This is a genomic window from Kocuria rosea subsp. polaris, assembly GCF_001483755.1.
In the GTDB taxonomy this organism is placed as follows: domain Bacteria; phylum Actinomycetota; class Actinomycetes; order Actinomycetales; family Micrococcaceae; genus Kocuria; species Kocuria cellulosilytica.
Window position 1 is genome coordinate 41,716 of record NZ_LQBK01000023.1, and the last position, 20,576, is coordinate 62,291.

At 75.4% G+C, this 20,576-nt stretch carries 13 protein-coding genes; 8 read left to right on the forward strand and 5 right to left on the reverse strand.

The annotated features are described in order from the left end of the window. Nucleotides 1-128 precede the first annotated feature (128 nt). Genes AVL61_RS11745 through AVL61_RS11765 form a run of 5 tightly spaced genes read right to left on the reverse strand, consistent with a single transcriptional unit; the run spans nt 129 to nt 8,794 of the window. Entirely contained in the window at nt 129-3,635 is a 3,507-nt protein-coding gene (locus AVL61_RS11745; RefSeq protein WP_058874519.1) for a patatin-like protein, read from the reverse strand. Further along, nucleotides 3,625-4,923: a glycosyltransferase gene (locus AVL61_RS11750; protein ID WP_058874520.1), complete on the reverse strand. Its 1,299-nt coding sequence runs from the start codon at nt 4,921-4,923 to the stop codon at nt 3,625-3,627. The genes AVL61_RS11745 and AVL61_RS11750 overlap by 11 nt, the downstream gene beginning before the upstream one ends. Next, complete coding sequence (locus tag AVL61_RS11755) at nt 4,920-7,151, reverse strand: glycosyltransferase (RefSeq protein ID WP_231738399.1); 2,232 nt, start codon at nt 7,149-7,151, stop codon at nt 4,920-4,922. Before AVL61_RS11755 ends, AVL61_RS11750 begins: the two co-directional genes overlap by 4 nt. A 9-nt stretch (nt 7,152-7,160) precedes the next feature. Beyond that, nucleotides 7,161-8,141 (reverse strand): bile acid:sodium symporter family protein, encoded by a 981-nt coding sequence (locus AVL61_RS11760; protein ID WP_058874550.1) that lies wholly within the window; start codon nt 8,139-8,141, stop codon nt 7,161-7,163. Next, a complete protein-coding gene (locus tag AVL61_RS11765; protein ID WP_058874551.1) occupies nt 8,135-8,794 on the reverse strand; it encodes an MBL fold metallo-hydrolase in 660 nt (219 codons plus the stop codon). The genes AVL61_RS11760 and AVL61_RS11765 overlap by 7 nt, the downstream gene beginning before the upstream one ends. A 329-nt stretch (nt 8,795-9,123) precedes the next feature. On the opposite strand from AVL61_RS11765, the gene AVL61_RS11770 reads away from it, so the two are divergent. The 8 genes from AVL61_RS11770 (at nt 9,124) to whiA (ending at nt 20,451) form a co-directional block, all read left to right on the forward strand. Then, nucleotides 9,124-9,675, forward strand: coding sequence for a MarR family winged helix-turn-helix transcriptional regulator (locus tag AVL61_RS11770; protein WP_058874521.1), 552 nt, complete (start codon nt 9,124-9,126; stop codon nt 9,673-9,675). After that, a complete protein-coding gene (locus tag AVL61_RS11775) occupies nt 9,672-11,432 on the forward strand; it encodes an MDR family MFS transporter (RefSeq protein ID WP_058874522.1) in 1,761 nt (586 codons plus the stop codon). Before AVL61_RS11770 ends, AVL61_RS11775 begins: the two co-directional genes overlap by 4 nt. 86 nt (nt 11,433-11,518) lie before the next feature. Next, nucleotides 11,519-14,482, forward strand: coding sequence for an excinuclease ABC subunit UvrA (gene uvrA, locus AVL61_RS11780; protein ID WP_231738401.1), 2,964 nt, complete (start codon nt 11,519-11,521; stop codon nt 14,480-14,482). Next, nucleotides 14,479-15,174, forward strand: coding sequence for an HAD hydrolase-like protein (locus tag AVL61_RS11785; protein WP_231738400.1), 696 nt, complete (start codon nt 14,479-14,481; stop codon nt 15,172-15,174). The genes uvrA and AVL61_RS11785 overlap by 4 nt, the downstream gene beginning before the upstream one ends. Nucleotides 15,175-15,182: 8 nt before the next feature. Next, a complete protein-coding gene (uvrC, locus tag AVL61_RS11790) occupies nt 15,183-17,231 on the forward strand; it encodes an excinuclease ABC subunit UvrC (protein ID WP_058874524.1) in 2,049 nt (682 codons plus the stop codon). 166 nt (nt 17,232-17,397) lie between these two features. Beyond that, nucleotides 17,398-18,324 carry an RNase adapter RapZ gene (gene rapZ / locus AVL61_RS11795; RefSeq protein ID WP_058874525.1) on the forward strand — a complete coding sequence of 309 codons (927 nt, stop codon included), beginning with the start codon at nt 17,398-17,400 and terminating at the stop codon, nt 18,322-18,324. Between the two features lie 31 nt (nt 18,325-18,355). After that, the gene (locus AVL61_RS11800) at nt 18,356-19,423 is read left to right on the forward strand and encodes a gluconeogenesis factor YvcK family protein (protein ID WP_058874526.1); all 1,068 of its coding nucleotides are present in this window, start codon (nt 18,356-18,358) and stop codon (nt 19,421-19,423) included. Between the two features lie 47 nt (nt 19,424-19,470). Then, complete coding sequence (gene whiA, locus AVL61_RS11805; RefSeq protein WP_058874527.1) at nt 19,471-20,451, forward strand: DNA-binding protein WhiA; 981 nt, start codon at nt 19,471-19,473, stop codon at nt 20,449-20,451. The last annotated feature ends 125 nt before the right edge of the window (nt 20,452-20,576 follow it).

Sequence of the window (20,576 nt, forward strand, 5' to 3'; positions counted from 1 at the left end):
GCACGTCTGTCCTGGCGCACCCCTGTTCCGGCGCACCCCTGTTCCGGCGCACGCCGGTCCTGGCGTACCCCTGTTCCGGCGCACGCCGGTTCCGGCGAGCGTCTCCCCGGCCCGCACCTCATGTCGGCTCACCGGCGGGGCAGCAGCTCCTCACCGGGCCCGAACCGCCGCAGCACGGCCTCACCGGGCGCCCACCACAGCACGGCCGCCCAGCCGAGCACCGCTCCCGCCACGGCCGGCAGATCGGCCCGGAGCGCGCCGGGCCCGCCCGCCCAGGTCCACAGCAGCCAGGCCGCGGCGCCCCCGAGGGCCGCGGCGGCCGCCGCGACGGCCAGGGCCGGAACGGGCCGCACCCATCCCGCCAGCAGCAGCGCGCCCGCCACGAACAGGGCCAGGGCGAGCACGGCGGCCCGCGGTCCGGCGCCGGCTGGCACCCCGTCCAGGAGCCCCGTCAGGGCGGCCCCGGCCCACACGGCCACCGCCGAGAGCACCACGAGGGCTGCGCGCCCGACCTCGTCCACGCCCGCGCGGCCCGGCACCCGCACCGCCACGACCGCGGCGAGGCGCTCCAGGCCGAGCGCGGCGAGCACCAGGAGCAGGGCCGCGGCGGCGCGCCGGGACGGCACGGCCGCCCAGAGGGGGAGCAGCAGGGACAGCGCGGCCGCCCCCAGCAGGGCGGCCCGCCGCAGCGCCCGGCGGCGGGCGGCGGCCACGTCGTCCGCCGTGACGGCCGGGACCGCAGCCCCCGCGGGCCCGGTGCGCGGGGGCGGCCGGACCCCGGTGGCGTCCCGGACGGCCGCCCACCGCCGCAGCGCGCGCCGGCCCGTGCGCAGGAGGGACAGCACCAGCGCGGCGGACGCTGCCGCGAGCAGCACGGTCCCCGGCCAGGACCAGGCCGGACCGGCGCCGGCGGCCGGGCCCGTGGCCGGCCACAGCCCGGCCGCCAGCACCACGGCGACCAGGGCGGCGCGCACCGGGACGACCACGGTGGGCAGGAGCACCAGCACGGGCTGCAGCACCAGCAGCACCGCCTCCCAGGCGGGCCGGGGCAGGTCCGGGGTGCCGGCCAGGGCGCGGCCGAGCACGCGCACCCCGCGCGAGGCCAGCGAGAGACGGTGGCCCGGGGCCAGCCGGTCCAGCCCGTCGGCGCCCGCGCCGACCGCCGCCCGGCCCCGTGCGGCGGAGCCGTCGCCGAGGTCCCGCAGCAGGCTGGTCTGCAGGCGGGCGACGGCGGGGTCGTCCGTCGCCGAGTCCGTGCCGCGAGGTCCGCCGGCCGCGCCGGACGCCGCACTGGACGGCGCGCCGGACGCCGGGGCGGCGCCGGGCGCCGGCAGGCCGCGCAGGAACCCGGCGACGCCGGCCGCCGCGTCGAGGCGGCCCCACCACCAGTCGTTGGCCCGCCAGTCCCCGGCCAGGAACCCCCGGAAGTTCAGCAGCCCGGCACCGGCCAGCTTGGCGCCGGCCGGCATCCGGCCGTCGTCGGCCGTGAGCAGCCGCGCGAGCTCCCGCGGCCCCGCGCCCCGCGCGTCGAGGGCCTGCTGAAGGCGGTCGAGCACGAGCGAGTCCCGGAGGGCGGCGTGCGCGGCGGGCTCCGCGGGGGCCTGGTCCCCGCGGATCTCGCCGTAGGCCACGGGGGACACCGCGGCGGGGATCCCGGCCGCGGCCAGGAGCGGGGGCAGGTCCACGGCGCCCAGCGCCGCGTCCCCGGCGGGGATCCTCGACCAGGGGGACGCTTCCCACACCGCCCGCCGACCCGCCCGCGCCGGGCCGTCGGCGTCCAGCTGCTGCGCCACCGCGGAGTGCAGACGCCGCAGCCCGTCCACGACCGCGTCGAGCTCCGCCCAGGAGCCCGCCGTCGGCTCGGCGCCGGCCGTGCCCAGCCAGGGGCCGACGGCCGCCGCCGGCTCGGCGGCGGGGTCCGCGAGGGCGGCGAGCACGGCGTGGAACCGCCGGTCGCGCTGGTGGCGAGCGACCGTCAGCACCCGGTAGGCGCGCTGCCGGGCGCCGGCCGCGTCGAAGCCCCCGGCCGGGCCCGGCAGGCCGGCGAGGCCCAGCTCCTCCAGGACGCGCACCCAGGACAGCACGCAGGAGGCGGCGTCGAACAGCGCCTGCGCTCCCCGCAGCACCGCCGCGGCGGAGGGCTCCTCGAGCGGGCCCCGGGAGAGCGCGTCGTAGCGCCGGAGCAGCTCCGCCCGCAAGGGCTCGAGCGCACGGGGCGGCCGGGCCCGCAGGGCGTCGCGCCGGGCCGTGGTCGAGGTGAGCTGCCACTCCGCGGGCCGGGTCAGGAGCCGGGACAGCAGGTCGGCGTCGGCCCGGGCCCGGTAGCGGAGATAGCCCCGGCGGCGCTCCTCGAGCGCGGCCCCGTCCCAGGAGTCGATCAGGGCCGCGAGCGGGTGCAGGCGGCCCCGGGCCACGAGCTGGGCGTCCAGGTAGTCGGACAGGGCCAGCACCTCGTCGTCGTCCGACTCCCGCCGGGGCAGCCGGGCGACCGTGGCGGCGAGCGTGCCCACCAGACGCGGGAGATCGCGCTCGAAGGGCACGCGGGGCTCGCGGTGGGGCGGGTCCGGGTCGAGGTACAGCAGGCCCCGGTCGGCGTGCCGCAGGGACGTCCTGGTGCGAGCGGCCTCCAGCGCCCGGTCGATGGGGATGTTGTCGAACACGCCGCCGTCCACCACGTGGTAGGGAAGCTCCGCGGGCTCACAGTGCGCGCCGAAGGCGTGGCTCAGGTCGGGGCGCCCGGCGGCCGGGCCCGGTGCCCCCCGGGGGCCCGGGGTGGGGGCGGACCACACCGAGGCCGGCTCGAAGGCGCCGGGGAAGGAGGCCGTCGCCCGGGCCGCGTAGGCCAGCCGGGAGAGCGCCGCGGCGGCCTCCCCGGGCGCGGTGTCCCGCGCCGGGATGTCGTTGCCCAGGGGCGGGGCGGGGGCGCCGGGCTCCCGCGACGCGAAGTGGAAGTCGCCGCGCCCCTCCGCCGTCGCACTGTAGAGGGAGGGGTCGCTGTCCAGGACCGTGGCGGAGAGCTCCACCGTGACGTGCTCCGCGACCAGGTCCGGGTGGTGCTCCGCGCTGCCGTGGAGGGACCGGAGCGCCTCGAGCAGCCGCGGCCACAGGTAGTCGTCCCCGCGCAGCATCGAGTCCACGGGGCGCCGGCCGAGCGGGCGCAGCAGGCGGTCCAGGGCGCCGTGCTCCGCCCAGATCCGGCCGAGGGCGTCCAGGTCGGTGCCGGCGCGCTGGGCCACCGCGTGCACCACGCCGTTGAGGCCGCCGGCGCTGGCCCCGGCGAGGAGGTCGAGCTCCACCCGGTCGTAGCCGGCGTCCGCGAGCAGCCGGGCGTACACCGCCGCGCGCTCGGCCAGCCGGGGATCGGCCTCCTCCGCTGGGTGCAGGAGCACCGCGTGCAGCCGGCCCGCGCCGTCCCGGTGGAGGCGGATCCGGCGCAGCACGTCGAGCTCGGCCACCGCGCCGCCGATCCACACGGCGAGGCTCACGCCGCCGCGCATCGCGAGGGCGAGCCGGAGGGTCCGGCCGAAGGCCGGTGCCTGCCCCGCCGTCGCGTCGGCGAGCCGCCGGGACGGCGGGAGGACCGTCAGCCGCAGGTCGCCGGGCGGGACGGCGCCGGCCGGCCGCTCAGCCGGCAAGGGCCGCGAACGCCCGCCCCGGCCCGGGCCGGCGGGTCAGGTCGTGCCGGAGGTCCTCGAGCGTCCCCCGCCGCTCGTGGCCCTCGTCGAGCAGCTCGGCCACGGCGTCCCGCACCTCGGCCGCGGTCAGGGCGTTGGGATCGAGCACCGTGCCCAGCCCCGCCGCCTCGAGCGCGGCGGCCCCGGCGAACTGGTCCGTGGACATCGGGAGCAGGAGCAGGGGCACCCCGGCGGTGAGGGCCTCGGTCACGCTGTTGTTGCCCCCGTGGGAGACCGCGACGGCCGCCCGGTGCAGCAGAGTGACCTGCGGGAGCGTCGCCCGGACCAGCCAGGAGTCCGGGACGGGGCCCAGATCGGCCGGCCGGGTGGAGCCGGACGCGAGGGCGACCCGCACGTCCAGGCCGCGGAGGGCCTCGGCCACCTGGGCCAGGACGTCCCCGCGCACGGACAGGAAGCTGCCCAGGCTGAGGTAGACGACCGGGCGGTCCGAGCCGGCCAGCCACGCGGCGACCTCCGGGTCCTCCGCCTCCTCCCGGACGGCGGAGCCGAGGAACGTGTGCTCGGGCAGCGCCCTGGTGCGGTGCTCGTCGTGGAGCTCGCCCGGATAGTTGAGCAGGAGGTCGTCGCCGGTCTCCGCGAAGGCGTCGGCGCTCGCCGCGGACCCGGGGGCGATCTGCTGCAGGGCCTCGTTCCACTGCTCGGTGAACCCGTCCCGCACGGCGGAGCACAGCCGGTGCAGCGCCTCGAGCTCGGCCGGGGACGGGCGCAGCCGGCCCGGCCACGCGGGCGGGTGCCCGTAGACCTCGTCCGCCACCGTCAGGGCCGAGGGGTGGCCGAGCACCACGTCGGCGTGCCGGATCCCGGCGCCGGTCAGGGCCAGGCGCGCCGCGAAGGCCAGGTGGTCCACGACCACCTGGTCCGGCCGGACGCGGTCCACCACGCCCTGGACCCGCCGGGCCGTGCCCAGGGGGTCCCAGAGCAGGTCGTCCCGCCGTGCCCGCGCCTGGAAGGACAGGGTCTCCGCGGGGCCGCGGCGGGTGGCGGCGAAGAAGCCGCGCAGGGCCTCGTCCTCCCCGGGCGGCTGCTCCTCCGCGCGGATGACCCCGGGGTTGGAGCCGCGGCCCAGCGGCAGGAGCTCGACGTCGAAGCCGAAGCCCCGGGCGATGGAAGCTGTCGCGGGACCGGTGGCCACGACCACGCGCTCCCCGGCGTCCCGCCATGCGGTGGCCAGGGTCGCGAGGGGGTACAGGTGGGACGCGTAGTCCGGGCTGATGACGAGCAGGGTCACGGGGTGGGGCTCCTGTCGGCCGCGCGCGCCGCCGCGTGGTCGTAGACGGAGGTGAGGGCGGCGGCCATCACCTCGATGCTGAAGCGTTCGCGGACCATGGCGCGGGCCGAGTCGGCGGTGCGCTCCGCGTCGGGGTGGGCTGCCAGGTCGAGGGCCCGGCCCACGGCCCGGGCCAGCGCGGCAGGCTCCCGGGTGTCGACGAGCACGCCGGTGACGCCGTCCTCCACGAAGGTCGCCGGCCCGCCGGAGTCGGGCGCCACGACCGGCAGACCGCTCGCCAGGGCCTCGACGAGCGCGACCCCGAACTCCTCCTTGAGGCTCGCACAGACGTAGGCGCCGGCGCGGGAGGACAGGCCCGGACGGCCCCGGCGCACCGCGGCGAGCCAGGCGGTCACCGTGCCGTGGGGCCGGTGCCCGGCCAGGAGCAGGCCGGCGGCGGCGGCCTCGTCCCGGGGGAGGACGGCGTCGATGCGGGCGAGCTGCTCGCGCTCGTCGAGGGAGGGGGACACCAGGTCCCCGCCCACCAGGAGCAGGTTGCACCGGGCGCGCAGTTCGGCGTCCCGGGCCCAGGCCTCGACGAGGGTGGCGGTGCCCTTGACCCGGTGCAGGCGGCCCACCGTGATGACGAGCGGCAGCCCGCGCCGCTCGGCGGGCAGGTCGGCCAGGACGGCGTCGAGCTCCGCCGGCTGGGAGCCGGTGCCGTCCCGCACCTGCTCGGCGGCGCGGTCCACGGCGCCGAGGTCGATGCCCTCGGGCACGACCGTGCACCGGGCGGCGTCCCCCGGGTCCACGGCGAGGAGCTCGCGCGCGTCCCGCGCCAGGTCCGGCCGGGGGAAGAGCACCATGTGCTCCGCCCGGGCGGCGAGGTCGGCGAGCAGGCGCACGCGGAACCACAGGTGCTCCACGTGGTCGGCGGCGCCGAACCCGGCGCGGGTCAGGGTGCCGGCTCGCTCCCGCGCGGCGACGAGCGCGTGCGGATCGGGGGCCATGGTGAGCACCCAGGGGACGCCGAGCTCCGCGGCGACGGCGGCGGCGGCCATCGAGCCGACGTCGGCCATGCGCAGGTGCAGGACGTCGACGGGTCCGGCCCGCCGGAGCACGCGCCGCAGCCCGCGCTCCGCGGCCACGCGCCGCGGCCAGGCGTCCGCCATGTGCACCGGGGGTCCGGTGAAGGGGACGACGGCGAAGACGTGTCCCGGCCCCGTGACGCGCGGCAGCGCCTCCCGGGCCTCGTCGTGGGTGCCCCGGGACGCCGTCACCACGCGGGTGACGCCGGCGGGCGCTGAGCGGGCGCTGAGGGCGTCGCCCAGCTGGGCGAGGAGCGTGGCGATCCCGCCGTTGTCCCCCCGCCCGGAGAAGGTGAGGTCCCGGTCGATCTCCGCGTGCAGGAACGACTGCAGGACGGTCAGCCCGCCGCCGGCCGGGGCGGGGTCTCCCGCGTCGTCGATCTCCGCGAGGGCGAGCCGGGCCGTCGCGGCCAGGGGGCCGGCCGCCCGCGCGCAGGCCCGGGCGAGCTCCGCCAGGCCGGCCACGTCGCCGGAGTCTGCGTGCCACCGGTCCACCAGGGCCTCGAGGGCGGCGCCGCGCACGTCCTCGTGCTCCGCGGGGTCGGCGGCCAGGCCCCGGAGGAGTCCGGCGGGACCCGTGCCGGGCACGAGCCCGAGGGTCTCGGTGAGCCGGGCCCGTGCCGCGGGGGCGAGAGCCCCCGCGAGGGCGTGCTCGAGGGCCGGGCCCACGGTTCCCGCGGCCGCCGGCGCCCACGCCTGCAGGGTGCGCTGGGCGAGCATGCCGGGGAAGCCGCCGCCGGCGACGAGCCCGGCCAGGGAGGCCTCCGCCCCGGACAGGGGAGCGCGGTCCGCGAGCGCCCAGGCGGTGTGCTCGCGCAGCCACGGCTCGTCGTGGCCGAGGAGCCCGGTGAGGAGGACGTCCGCCCGCGGCCCGGGCACCGCCGCCAGGGCGTGGACCGCGGCGATGGCGGCGACCTGGTCGTCGCGCCGGTGGATCTCCGCCGCGAGCACGGGCAGGGCCTCGTCCGGGTGCTGCCGGGCGGCCGCCGGCAGGTCGTCCGCACGGCGGATGGCGTCGAGGAGGGAAGGGGCGCACCGGACGGCCTCGAGGGCCTCGCGTACCGCCGTGCCGGCGGGCTCCGCGCTGGTTCGCGGGGCGCGGGGCGCGGCGAAGGTCATGGGCTCACGGTAGCCGAGGCCCGGGTCCGCGGACAGCGGCACCGGGGATTCTCAGGATGCTGGGAGGCGCGGCGCGGTCCGGGCGTCGGCACGGCGGCAGAGCACGGCGAACAGCGCGCCGGAGAGGTTGTGCCAGACCGAGAACACCGCCGCGGGCAGGGCCGCGAGCGGGTTCATGTACTGGGCGGCGAGCGCGGCGGCCAGGCCGGAGTTCTGCATGCCCACCTCCACCGCGGTGGTGCGGCGCACGGCGATCGGCTGCCGCGTCACCGCGCCCACGAGGTGGCCCAGGGCCAGGCCCAGGACGTTGTGCAGGACCACGGCCGCGAGCACGAGCAGGCCGGCCTCCACGATCCGGTCGGCGCTGCCCGAGACCACGATCGCCACGATCAGGGCGATGGCCGCGACCGACACCCACGGCAGGACGGGCAGGGCGCGCTCGACCAGGCGCGGCGCGAGCAGGCGCACGGCCAGGCCCGCGACGACGGGCAGGAGCACGATCTTGGTGATCGACCAGGCCATGGCCCCGCCGTCCACCGGCAGGTACTGCCCGGCCAGCCAGAGCGTGAGCAGGGGAGTGAGCAGCGGGGCGAGCAGCGTGGAGAGCGAGGTCATGGCGACCGACAGCGCCACGTCGCCGCGGGCGAGGTAGGCGACGACGTTGGAGGCCGTGCCGCCGGGCGCGCAGCCCACCAGGATCACGCCCGCGGCGAGCTCCGGCGGCAGCCGCAGCAGGAACACCACCAGCAGCGCCACGAGGGGCATCACCACGTACTGCGCCGCGACGCCGAGCAGCACCGGCAGCGGCCGCCTGGCCACGAGCGCGAAGTCCACGGGCCGCAGGGTCAGGCCCATGCCGAACATGACCACCCCGAGCAGGGGGTTGATCCACCCGGTCAGTCCGCCCACGGCGCCGGGGGCCAGGAACCCCACGAGCCCGCCCACGATCACGAGGACGGGGAAGACCAGGACGGCGGTGTAGGCGCTCCGGTCGGGGGCCGTGGTCCCGGTCGCGGGACCGCCGTTCACCATCCGCGGGCCCGCCACTCGTCGAGGTGCGGTCGCTCCGCCCCCAGCGTGGTCGGCTTGCCGTGGCCGGGGTGGACCACGGTGTCGTCGTCGAAGCGCTCGAAGACGCGCTCGGTGACGTCGTCGATCAGCTGCCGGAAGTCCTCGGGGCTGTTGGTCTTGCCCACGCCGCCGGGGAAGAGGGAGTCGCCGGAGAAGATGTGCGCCGGGCCCTCGGGGTCGCGGTAGACCAGGGCGATCGATCCCGGGGTGTGCCCGCGCAGGCCGATGATCTCGAGGTCGAAGCCGTCGAACTCGGCGGTGTCGCCGTCCTCGAAGGTCAGGTCCATGGGCACCGCGATGTCGGACTCGTCGTCGGCGCCGCACGCCGTCATGGCCTCGGAGCGGGAGCGGACCTCCTCGAGGGCGCGGACGTGGTCCCAGTGCGAGTGGGTGGTGATGATGAGCTGCAGGTTGCCGTAGGCGTTCGAGCAGTCGCCGTTGCCGGCGCCCACGAGACCGGCGATCGCGCGGGCGTCGTCGGCCGCGTCGATGAGGACCTGCGTGCCCTCGTCCTTGGACGTGAGGAGATAGACGTTGTTGTCCATCTCGCTCACGGAGATCCGGCGAATCGTGACCTCGGCGAGGTCGGTGACCTCCGTCTTCGTTGCGATCATGAGCACGAAGGTACTCCCGCGCCCCGGTGCTGGCCAATTGCGGGGCCCGGATCGGTCCGGCCGGTGGGCACGATCGGCTCCGCGGATTGCCCCGGAGGGGTTCCGGCCGCCCGGGGACGGGCCGCCCGCTGTGTCCGACGGCACGGGGTCTGCGGTTGTCCCCGGCGCCGCACCCGGATACAGTTGCGTGCGGCAACTAATTATCAGGGCATCCGGTGGCACCACGCCTGCGTCGTCGTCGACGCGGCTCCCGCGACGTGCGGGGGAGTGCGGACCGGGTGCCCCGTCGTCGTTGTCGCCGCGAAACGTCCCGATCCCGGAGGAGTCCCTTGCCCGTCTCCCACGACACCGCCGTGGAGCTGGTGCGCGACCTGCTCGAGCTGCAGCGCGTCATGAAGCGCGTGACCAAGACGGACGCCGGGGGGCGCCGGCTCAACCCCACGGCCATCGCCCTGCTCTACTACCTCGACAGCAACGGGCCGCGCCGGGCCACGGTCATGGCCTCCGAGACCGGGCTGGGCCCCTCGGGGCTGAGCCGCCAGCTGGCCGTCCTCGAGGACGAGGGCCACGTGGAGCGCACCCCCGACCCCGACGACGGGCGCGCCGCACTGGTGGCCATCACGGAGCGGGGCCGGGACCAGGTCCGTGCCGTGCTGGAGGAGGACGCCCAGCGTCTCGCCGCGCGGCTCGAGGGCTGGGACGAGGAGCAGGCCCGCACCAGCCGGGGCGCCATCAACGAGATCACCACCGTCTTCCTGGCCTCCCTCGGCGTGGAGCGCACCACGTCCTGCCGGGGCCCGCAGAAGCAGGACCGACCCGGCGCGGACGACGCCGACCAGGAGCACGCAGACCGAGAGCACGAGGAGCCGACCGCACGATGACGTCACAGCAGCCGACCGCCGCACCGGGCGGGGGGACCGGCGCCTCCCACCAGGACGTGCTGCGGGCGCTCACCGGGATCCTCTCCGTGTTCTTCATGGCGATGGTCACCCTCACCATCATCGGCACGGCCCTGCCGGTGATCATGGCCGACCTCGGCGGGGACCAGACCTCGCTGTCCTGGACGGTCACCGGCACCCTGCTCGCCAACGCCGCGACCACCCCCGTGTGGGGCAAGCTCGCCGACCTCTTCGACAAGAAGAAGCTGCTGCAGCTGTCCATCGTGATCTTCGTGCTCGGCTCCGGCATGGCCGGACTGGCGCCGACCGTGGAATTCCTCGTGCTGGCCCGCGTGGTCCAGGGCGTGGCCATGGGCGGGATCATGGCCCTGGCCATGACGATCATGGGCACGATCATCCCGCCCCGGGAGCGGGGCCGCTACGCCGGGTACATGGGCGCCGTGATGGCCGTGGCCACGTCCGCCGGCCCGCTGCTCGGCGGGCTCATCGTGGACCTCTTCGGCTGGCGCTGGGTGTTCCTCATCCCTGCCCCGCTGGCCGTCCTGGCGGCGGTGCTCGTCCACCGCACCCTGCACATCCCGCCGCAGGCGCCCCGGAAGGTGAGCATCGACTGGCTCGGCATCGCCCTGCTGATCGTCTCCGCCTCCGCGCTGCTGCTGTGGGTCTCCCTGGCCGGGCAGCCGGGCATGTTCGAGTGGGTCTCGCCGACCTCGGCGGCCCTCGTGGCCACCGCGCTCGTGGGCACCGTGCTGTTCGTGCTCGTGGAGCAGCGCGCCGCCGAGCCCGTGCTGCCCATCCGGGTGGTCACCGAGCGCACCACCGCTCTGGCCATCCTGGCGGCCATCGCCACCGGCGGAGCCATGTTCGCCTCCACCACCTACCTGGGCCAGTACTTCCAGCTCGGCCAGGGCTTCAGCCCGACCATGGCCGGGATGCTGATGCTCCCACAGGTGTTCGGCTCCCTCGTGGGCGCCACGGTCGCCGGGCAGCTGATCACCCGCTACGGGCGGTGGAAGATCATCCTGGTGGTCGCCGCGGTGCTCATGTCCACGGGCCTGTTCCTCGCCGCGACGCTCACGCACGACACCGCGCTGTGGGCCGTGAGCGTGTTCATCTTCCTCGTGGGCCTGGGCATCGGCGCGCTGAACCAGAACCTGGTCCTGGCCGTGCAGAACACCGTGGGGCTCAAGGACATGGGCGCGGCGTCCTCCTCGGTCGCCTTCTTCCGCACCATGGGCGGCGCCGTGGCGGTCGCCGTGTTCGGCGCCCTCATGAGCTCCCACCTCGCCGGGCAGCTGGCCGAGAGCACCCGGGCCCGCGGCGGGGACCCCGCCGCCGTGGACAGCCCCACCATGGACCTGGAGTCGCTGCCCGCCTCCGTCGAGGGCGTGGTGCGCGAGGCCTACGGCACGGGCACCGGCCTCGTCTTCCTGGTCGCCGCCGTCGCGTCCCTGGTGACCCTGCTCGCGGTGCTCCTCATCAAGGAGGTCCCGCTGCGCCGCACCGTGGACATCGTCGAGGTGGACCCCGCCACGGGCCGGCTCAAGGTCGTCACCCGCACCCTCGACGCCCGCGAGATCCGGCGCCGGCAGCAGGAAGAGGCGGCCGGCCGGGAGCCCGGGACGGCCGGCACCCCCGGGAACGACGGCACCGGCTCGCCGGGCGGCTCCTCCGCCGGGGGCGCGGCGGGGGAGCGGGTCCGCGAGGACACCTCCACCGGCCCCGTGGACCGGGTGTGAACCCGCCCACGGACCCGGTCCCGATGTCCGGGCCCGGTACTAGAGTGGAGGGCGTGTCTGAGCCGATCCCCACGTCCACCCTGGTCATGAGCCCGTCGACCGAGCCCTCCGAAGCCCTCGACGGTCCCGTGACCACCGCCGCCGCCCGGACCGCCCGCCGGTCCGACCTCACCGAGATCGTGGTGCAGGGCGCGCGCGAGCACAACCTCGACAACGTCTCGCTGACCGTGCCCCGGGACGCCATGGTCGTGTTCACGGGGCTGTCCGGCTCCGGGAAGTCGTCGCTGGCGTTCGACACGATCTTCGCCGAGGGCCAGCGCCGCTACGTCGAGTCCCTGTCCTCCTACGCCCGGATGTTCCTGGGCCGGGTGGACAAGCCGGACGTCGACTTCATCGAGGGCCTGTCCCCGGCGGTGTCGATCGACCAGAAGTCCACCTCCCGCAACCCGCGCTCCACCGTGGGCACCATCACCGAGATCTACGACTACATGCGCCTGCTGTGGGCGCGCGTCGGCCACCCGCACTGCCCCGAGTGCGGCGAGGCGATCGAGAAGCAGACCCCCCAGCAGATCGTGGACCAGCTCCTCGAGATGCCGGAGAAGACCCGCTTCCAGGTGCTCGCGCCCGTGGTGCGCGAGCGCAAGGGCGAGTTCGTGGACCTCTTCCAGGAGCTCACCGCGAAGGGCTTCTCCCGCGCCACCGTGGACGGCGAGACGGTCCAGCTCTCGGATCCGCCCAAGCTCAAGAAGCAGTACAAGCACACCATCGAGGTGGTCGTGGACCGGCTCGTGGTCAAGGAGGGCATCCGCCAGCGCCTGACCGACTCCGTGGAGACGGCGCTGGGCCTCGCCGAGGGCCGCGTCGTCGTCGAACTGGTGCCCCGCACGGACGAGGAGATCGCCCACCCGCTGGAGCTGCGCCGACCCTTCTCCGAGAACCTCGCGTGCCCCAACGAGCACCCCCTCCAGGCCGACGAGATCGAGCCCCGGTCCTTCTCCTTCAACGCTCCGTTCGGCGCGTGCCCGGAGTGCGACGGCATCGGTTCCCGGCTCGAGGTCGACGAGGAGCTCGTGGTCCCCAACCCGGACCTCTCCCTCGTGGAGGGCGCGATCGCCCCGTGGTCGCTCGGCAAGGCCACCAGCGAGTACTGGAACCGTCTGCTCGCCGGGCTGGGCCAGGAGCTCGGCTTCGACCTCGTCACCCCGTGGGGCAAGCTGCCCGCCAAGGCGCGCAAGGCGATCCTCGAGGGCAAGGACTACCAGGTCACCGTGGCCTACCGGAACCGGTTCGGCCGGGAGCGCCGCTACACCCAGGGCTTCGAGGGCGTCATCGGCTACATCAAGCGCAAGCACGCCGAGACGGAGTCGGACAACGCCAAGGACCGCTACGAGCAGTACATGCGCCAGGTGGCCTGCCCGGCCTGCGACGGCGCGCGGCTGAACCCCACCATGCTCGCCGTGACCGTGGGCGGGAAGAACATCGCCGAGACCACCCGCATGCCCATGCGCGAGGCGCACGCCTTCTTCCGGGACCTCGAGCTCAGCACCCGTGAGGCGAAGATCGGCGAGCAGGTGCTCAAGGAGATCCAGTCCCGGCTGACGTTCCTCGTGGACGTGGGCCTGGACTACCTCAACCTCGAGCGCGCCGCCGCGACGCTGTCCGGCGGCGAGGCCCAGCGCATCCGCCTGGCCACCCAGATCGGGGCCGGGCTCGTGGGGGTGCTCTACGTCCTGGACGAGCCGTCCATCGGCCTGCACCAGCGGGACAACCGCCGGCTCATCGAGACCCTCACCAAGCTGCGGGACATGGGCAACACCCTGATCGTGGTCGAGCACGACGAGGACACCATCCGCGAGGCCGACTGGATCGTGGACGTCGGCCCCGGCGCCGGCGAGCGCGGCGGGCGCGTGGTGCACTCCGGGACCTACGAGGAGCTGCTCGCCAACGAGGGGTCCATCACCGCGGACTACCTCTCCGGCCGCCGGGCCATCCGGGTGCCCGCGCAGCGGCGCGCGATCGACCGCAAGCGGATGCTCAAGGTCGTGGGCGCCCGGGAGAACAACCTGCGCGGCATCGACGTCTCCTTCCCGCTGGGGGTGCTGACCGCCGTGACCGGGGTCTCCGGATCCGGGAAGTCCACGCTGGTCAACGACATCCTCTACACCTCGCTGGCCAACACGCTCAACGGGGCCAAGCAGGTCCCCGGCCGGCACAAGCGGATCGACGGCGTGGACCAGCTGGACAAGGTGGTGCACGTGGACCAGAGTCCGATCGGCCGGACCCCGCGCTCCAATCCCGCCACGTACACGGGCGTGTTCGACCACATCCGCAAGCTCTTCGCCGAGACCCCGGAGGCGAAGGTGCGCGGCTACCAGGCCGGCCGGTTCTCCTTCAACGTCAAGGGCGGGCGCTGCGAGGCGTGCTCGGGCGACGGCACGATCAAGATCGAGATGAACTTCCTGCCGGACGTCTACGTCCCGTGCGAGGTGTGCAAGGGGGCCCGGTACAACCGGGAGACCCTCGAGGTGCACTACAAGGGGAAGACCATCGCCGAGGTGCTGGCGATGCCCATCGAGGAGGCCGCCGAGTTCTTCAAGGCGTTCGGCCCGATCGCCCGGCACCTGAACACCCTCGTGGACGTCGGTCTGGGCTACGTGCGGCTCGGCCAGCCGGCCACGACCCTGTCCGGCGGCGAGGCCCAGCGCGTGAAGCTCGGCGCCGAGCTGCAGAAGCGCTCCAACGGCCGCTCCATCTACGTGCTGGACGAGCCCACCACCGGGCTGCACTTCGAGGACATCCGCAAGCTGCTGCTCGTGCTGCAGGGGCTCGTGGACAAGGGCAACACCGTGATGACCATCGAGCACAACCTGGACGTCATCAAGTCCGCCGACTGGATCGTGGACCTCGGCCCTGACGGCGGCTCGGGCGGCGGCCAGGTCGTGGCCGAGGGCACCCCGGAGCAGGTCGCCCGGAACACGGACAGCCACACCGGCCGGTTCCTCGCCGAGGTGCTCGCCGAGCGCCCCGCCCCCGCGGGGGCCGGCCGATGAGCGCCCCCGTGGTGCTCTGGGACCTGGACGGCACCCTCCTCGACCCGGCCGGGGCCATCACCGGGGGCATCGCCCGGGCCCTGGCCGAGCACGGCCACGCCGTGCCCGAGGACCTGCGCCGGTTCGTGGGGCCGCCCGTGGGCTTCTCCCTGCGGACCTTCACCGACGTCCCGGAGGACGAGATCCCCGCGGTGGTCGCCTCCTACCGGGCCCGCTACCGCACCGAGGGACTGGCGCAGACCCGGATCTACCCGGGGGTGGAGGAGCTCCTGGAGCGCCTGCACGGCGCCGGGGTGCGGATGGCCGTGGCCACGCAGAAGCCGGAGCCCACGGCCGAGCTCGCCGTGGCGCGGTTCGGGCTGAGCCGCTGGTTCGAGACCGTCTCGGGGGCCGCCGACGACGCCGCGGCCGCCCCGCGCGACGGACAGGCCCACGACAAGCCCGCGATCATCGGCGAGGCGCTGCGCCGGCTCGGCGTGCACGCCCCGGACCCCGCGCGCACGGTGATGATCGGGGACCGCCGCTACGACGCCGAGGGCGCGCTCGCCCACGGCATCGACTGCCTCGGCGTCGCGTGGGGCTTCGCCGACGAGGACGAGCTGGGCACCGGCTTCGCCGCCGTGGCCCAGGACGCCGCCGAGCTCGGGGAGCTGCTGGCCCGGTACACCTCCCCGGCCCCGACCGGCCGCTGAGGAGGACCGTGGCCGACCCCGAGAGCTACCGCCCCGCCCGCCAGGACATCCCGACCGCCCCCGGGGTCTACCGCTTCCGCGACGAGTACGGGCGCGTGGTCTACGTGGGCAAGGCCAAGAACCTGCGCAACCGGCTGAGCTCCTACTTCGCGCCCCCGCACGCCCTGAGCCCCAAGACCCGCGCCATGGTCACCACCGCGGCCGGCGTCGAGTGGACGGTGGTGGGCAGCGAGCTGGAGTCCCTGCAGCTCGAGTACACGTGGATCAAGGAGTTCAAGCCCCGGTTCAACATCGCCTACCGGGACGACAAGTCCTATCCCTACCTCGCGGTGACCATGGCCGAGTCCGTGCCCCGGGCCCAGGTGGTGCGCGGGGAGAAGAAGAAGGGCAACCGGTACTTCGGCCCCTACTCCCAGGCCTGGGCGATCCGCGAGACCCTCGACGCGCTGCTGCGCGTCTTCCCCGTCCGCACGTGCTCCAAGGGCGTCTACCGGCGCGCCGAGCAGTCCGGGCGCCCGTGCCTGCTCGGCTACATCGACAAGTGCTCCGCCCCCTGCGTCGGGCGGATCTCCGCGGAGGACCACTACGCGCTCGCGGAGGACCTGTGCCGGTTCATGGCCGGGCACGCGACGCCGTTCATCAAGGAGCTGCAGCGGCAGATGCAGGAGGCCGCCGCGGCCATGGACTTCGAGACCGCCGCCGCGCGCCGGGACGACATCGCCGCCCTGGAGAAGGCCTTCGAGCGCAACGCCGTGGTGCTCTCCGACAGCACCGACGCCGACTTCTTCGCCCTCGCCGAGGACGAGCTGGAGGCCGCGGTCCAGGTCTTCCACGTCCGGGGCGGCCGGATCCGCGGCCAGCGCGGCTGGGTCACCGAGAAGGTCGAGGAGGCCGACGGCGGACGGCTGCTCGAGCAGCTGCTCGAGCAGGTCTACGGCGAGACCGCCGCGGACGCCGCCGAGAGCGCCCAGGCCGCCGCGCCCCCGTCCCCGGGCGGGTCCAAGCACCGGCCCGCCGCGGAGGCCGCCTACCGCGAGGACGCCATCCCGCGCACCGTGCTGCTCTCCGAGCCCGCCGACAGCGCCGACCGGCTCGAGGAGTGGCTCTCGGGCCTGCGCGGGTCCCGCGTGTCGATCGCCGTCCCGCAGCGCGGGGAGAAGGCGCACCTGATGGAGACGGTCCAGGAGAACGCCCGGCAGGCGCTCAAGCTGCACAAGTCCCGGCGGGCCGGCGACATCACCACCCGTTCGGCGTCCCTGCAGGAGCTGCAGGAGGCCCTGGACATCCCCGTGCCGCTGATGCGCATCGAGTGCTACGACATCTCCCACGTGCAGGGCACCAACGTCGTCGCCTCCATGGTGGTCTTCGAGGACGGGCTGCCCAAGAAGTCGGACTACCGGAAGTTCTCGGTCACGGGCGAGGCCGCGCGGGACGACACCGCGTCCATGTACGACGTCATCTCGCGGCGCTTCCGCCGCCACCTCGAGGAGCAGGCCGAGCGGGAGGCCGCCGGGCCGCGCACCGGCGAGGTGGACGCGGGGGTCGAGGCCCCCGAGCGGGCCCGCTTCGCCTATCCGCCCAGCCTCGTGGTGGTCGACGGCGGGCCCCCGCAGGTCGCCGCGGCCGCCCGGGCGCTGCAGGACCTCGGGATCGAGGACGTGCACGTGGTCGGCCTGGCCAAGCGGCTCGAGGAGGTCTGGGTGCCGGACGACGAGTTCCCCGTGATCCTGCCGCGCGCCAGCCAGGGGCTGTACCTGCTCCAGCGGATCCGCGACGAGGCCCACCGCTTCGCCATCACCTTCCACCGCAAGAAGCGCTCCTCCGCCATGACGGTCTCCGTGCTCGACGAGCTGCCCGGGGTGGGCCCCGCCAAGCAGAAGGCGCTGCTCAAGCACTTCGGCTCCGTCAAGAAGCTCCGGGCCGCCCGGGTGGAGGAGATCGAGCAGGTCCCCGGTTTCGGGCGCACCCTGGCCGAGAAGGTGGCCGCCGCGCTGCAGTCCGCCGACGACACCGCCGCCCCGGCCGTGAACATGACCACCGGCGAGGTGCTCTCCTGAGCGCGGGGCCGCGCCCCGCCGCGCGGCGGCACCCCGCGGACTTCGTTAGGCTGGGGCGGGACCGCCGCGCGGGCCCCGCCGCGACCGGTGCACCGGCCGGCGCGGAGCCGCCGCAGCGGGCACGGCACGCCAGGCGCAGGGCAGGACGACGGGAGACGGAGCGGACATGAGCGAGCACACCGCCGGAGCGGACGTCGGGACGGCCGCCGGGACGGACCACGCGAAGCCGACGAGCTCGGAGCTGCTCGTCGTCACGGGCATGTCCGGGGCCGGGCGCAGCACGGCCGCGAACGCCCTCGAGGACCTCGGCTGGTACGTGGTCGACAACCTGCCCCCGCAGATGCTGCACACCCTCGCGGACCTCGTCTCCCGCACCCCGCAGGCCCTGCCCAAGCTGGCGGTCGTCATCGACGTGCGCGGCAAGGCCCTGTTCAACGACATGAAGGAGACCCTGGCCGCCCTCGAGGCGTCCGACGTCGACTTCTCGGTGCTCTTCCTGGACGCCGCCGACGAGGTCCTGGTCTCCCGCTACGAGCACCAGCGCCGGCCCCACCCGCTGCAGGCCGGCGGACGGATCCTCGACGGCATCCGCGCCGAGCGCGCCCTGCTGACCGACCTGCGGGAGTCCGCCGACGTGGTCCTGGACACCTCCGGGTTCAACGTGCACGCGCTCTCCCGCGCCGTGGCCGACCTGTTCTCCACGAACGGGCCCGTGGTCCTGCGCCTGACCGTGCTCAGCTTCGGCTTCAAGTACGGCGTCCCCGCGGACGCGAACTACGTGGCCGACGTACGGTTCATCCCCAACCCGCACTGGGTGCCGTCGCTGCGCCCCCGCACCGGCAAGGACGACGAGGTCCGGGACTACGTCTTCCAGGACGAGGGCCCCCGGCAGTTCGTGGACCGGTTCGTCGCCATGCTCGAACCCGTCTTCGCGGGATACCGTACGGAGAACAAGCACTACGCCACCATCGCGATCGGCTGCACGGGCGGGAAGCACCGCTCCGTGGCCATGAGCGAGGAGGTGGCCCGCAGGCTCGCCAAGCTGCCGCTCGTGACCGTCAGCATCCAGCACCGGGACATGGGCCGGGAGTGACCGGCTCGCCCTCATCCGCATTGGACCCCCGATGACCCTTCCTCCCACCGGCGCCTTCCCCCGGCTGCCCCTCAGCAGCGGCGCCGACGTCGACCCCCACCACTCCCCGGACCCCTCCCACCGGCGGCCCGGCGGGGACAGCCCGTCCGTGGCCGCCCTCGGCGGCGGGCACGGGCTCGCGGCGAACCTCGCCGCCCTGCGCCGGATCACCCCGCTGCTCACGGCGGTCGTGACGGTGGCCGACGACGGCGGCTCCTCCGGCCGGCTGCGCGACGAGCTCGGCGTCCTGCCCCCGGGGGACCTGCGGATGGCGCTGGCCGCGCTGTGCGACGACTCCGAGTGGGGCCGGACGTGGCGGGACGTCATGCAGCACCGCTTCAGCGCCTCGGACGGCCGCTCCACGACCCTCGACAACCACGCGCTGGGCAACCTGCTGATCGTCACGCTGTGGGAGCTGCTCGGGGACCCCGTGGCGGGCCTGGAGTGGGCGGGCGCACTGCTGGGCGCCCGCGGCCGGGTGCTGCCGATGTCCACGGAGCCGCTGGTCATCGCCGGTGACGTCCCCCCGTCCGGCGGCGACTGCGCCCCGGGCACGCCCGGCGCGGGGCGCACCATCACCGGCCAGGCGCTCCTGGCCAAGCAGGCCGACGTGTGCAACGTCCGGCTCGTGCCCCCCGACGCCCCGGCGTGCCCGCAGGCGGTCGAGGCGGTCGGGCTCGCCGACTGGGTGATCATGGGACCGGGCTCCTGGCACACCTCCGTGCTGCCGCACCTGCTGCTGCCCGAGCTGCGGGAGGCGATCTGCGGGTCCCGGGCACGGCGCTGCGTCACCCTGAACCTCTCGCCGGACACCGAGACCCGCGGCAAGACGGCCGCCGACCACCTGCGGGTCCTGCACGCCTACTGCCCCGAGCTCACCCTGGACGTCGTCCTCGCCGACCCCACGGCCACCGAGGACGGCGCAGACCTCGAGGAGGTGGCCCGCGGCCTGGGCGCCGAGGTCTTCTACGCCGACGTCCGGGCCCACCCCGGCACCGCCGTGCACAACACGCTCCGGCTCGCGGCCGCCTACCAGGAGATCTTCGAGCGCCACCGCTGAGCTCCGCACCCACATCGACCCCCCGACATCCCCAGGAAAGGAACCGCGTGGCCCTGACGTCATCGGTCAAGGAAGAACTGTCCCGTCTCGAGATCAAGAGGTCCTCGGAACGGCGCGCGGAGCTCTCCGCCCTGCTGCGCTTCGCGGGCGGGCTCCACATCGTCTCGGGACGCATCGTCGTCGAGGCGGAGGTGGACCTCGGCGCCACGGCGCACCGGGTGCGCCGCGCCGTGCACGAGGTCTTCGGCCACGAGAGCGAGATCGTGGTGGTCTCCGGCGGGGGACTGCGCCGCGGAAGCTCCTACGTGGTGCGCGTCGTCGAGGACGGCGAGGCCCTCGCCCGCCGCACGGGCCTGCTCGACTCGCGCGGGCGCCCCGTGCGCGGGCTCCCGCCCGCCGTGGTCAACGGGGCTGTGGCCGACGCCGAGGCCGTGCTGCGCGGGGCCTTCCTCGCCCACGGCTCCCTCACCGAGCCCGGCCGCTCCGCCGCGATGGAGTTCACCTGCCCCGGCCCCGAGGCCGCGCTCGCGCTCGTGGGCGCGGCCCGCCGGCTCGGCGTGCTCGCGAAGGCCCGCGAGGTGCGCGGCGTGGACCGCGTGGTGGTGCGGGACGGGGACGCGATCGCCGCGCTGCTCACCCGGATGGGCGCCCACCGCACGCTCCTGCAGTGGGAGGACCGGCGGATGCGCAAGGAGGTGCGCGCCACCGCCAACCGCCTCGCCAACTTCGACGACGCCAATCTCCGCCGCTCCGCGCAGGCCGCGGTGGCCGCCGGCGCCCGGGTCGAGCGCGCCCTGGAGATCCTCGGCGACGACGTCCCGGAGCACCTGCGGCAGGCGGGGGAGTTGCGCCTGGCCAACAAGCAGGCCAGCCTCGACGAGCTCGGCCGGCTCGCGGACCCCCCGCTCACCAAGGACGCCGTGGCCGGCCGGATCCGCCGGCTGCTGGCCATGGCGGACCGCCGGGCGGAGGAGCTGGACCTCCCCGGCACCGACGCCGGGGTCGCCGCGGAGACCCTGCCCTCCTGAGCCGGGCCCGGAGGCACCCGCCGCGGCGCCTCCGGGCCCCCCGAAAAGCCACGACCCGGTCCGTGGGTTTCCGGGGTTCCGTGTCCACCGATGTTGGTTTGTGTGGGTTTGGCGATGAATTGGGG

Excerpts from the sequence above, each read along its gene's own strand:
- AVL61_RS11775 (WP_058874522.1), top strand. The coding sequence starts at position 9,672 with ATGACGTCACAGCAGCCGACCGCCGCACCGGGCGGGGGGACCGGCGCC.
- AVL61_RS11760 (WP_058874550.1), bottom strand. The coding sequence starts at position 8,141 with ATGGTGAACGGCGGTCCCGCGACCGGGACCACGGCCCCCGACCGGAGC.
- AVL61_RS11800 (WP_058874526.1), top strand. The coding sequence starts at position 18,356 with ATGACCCTTCCTCCCACCGGCGCCTTCCCCCGGCTGCCCCTCAGCAGC.
- uvrA (WP_231738401.1), top strand. The coding sequence starts at position 11,519 with ATGAGCCCGTCGACCGAGCCCTCCGAAGCCCTCGACGGTCCCGTGACC.
- rapZ (WP_058874525.1), top strand. The coding sequence starts at position 17,398 with ATGAGCGAGCACACCGCCGGAGCGGACGTCGGGACGGCCGCCGGGACG.
- AVL61_RS11765 (WP_058874551.1), bottom strand. The coding sequence starts at position 8,794 with ATGATCGCAACGAAGACGGAGGTCACCGACCTCGCCGAGGTCACGATT.
- AVL61_RS11785 (WP_231738400.1), top strand. The coding sequence starts at position 14,479 with ATGAGCGCCCCCGTGGTGCTCTGGGACCTGGACGGCACCCTCCTCGAC.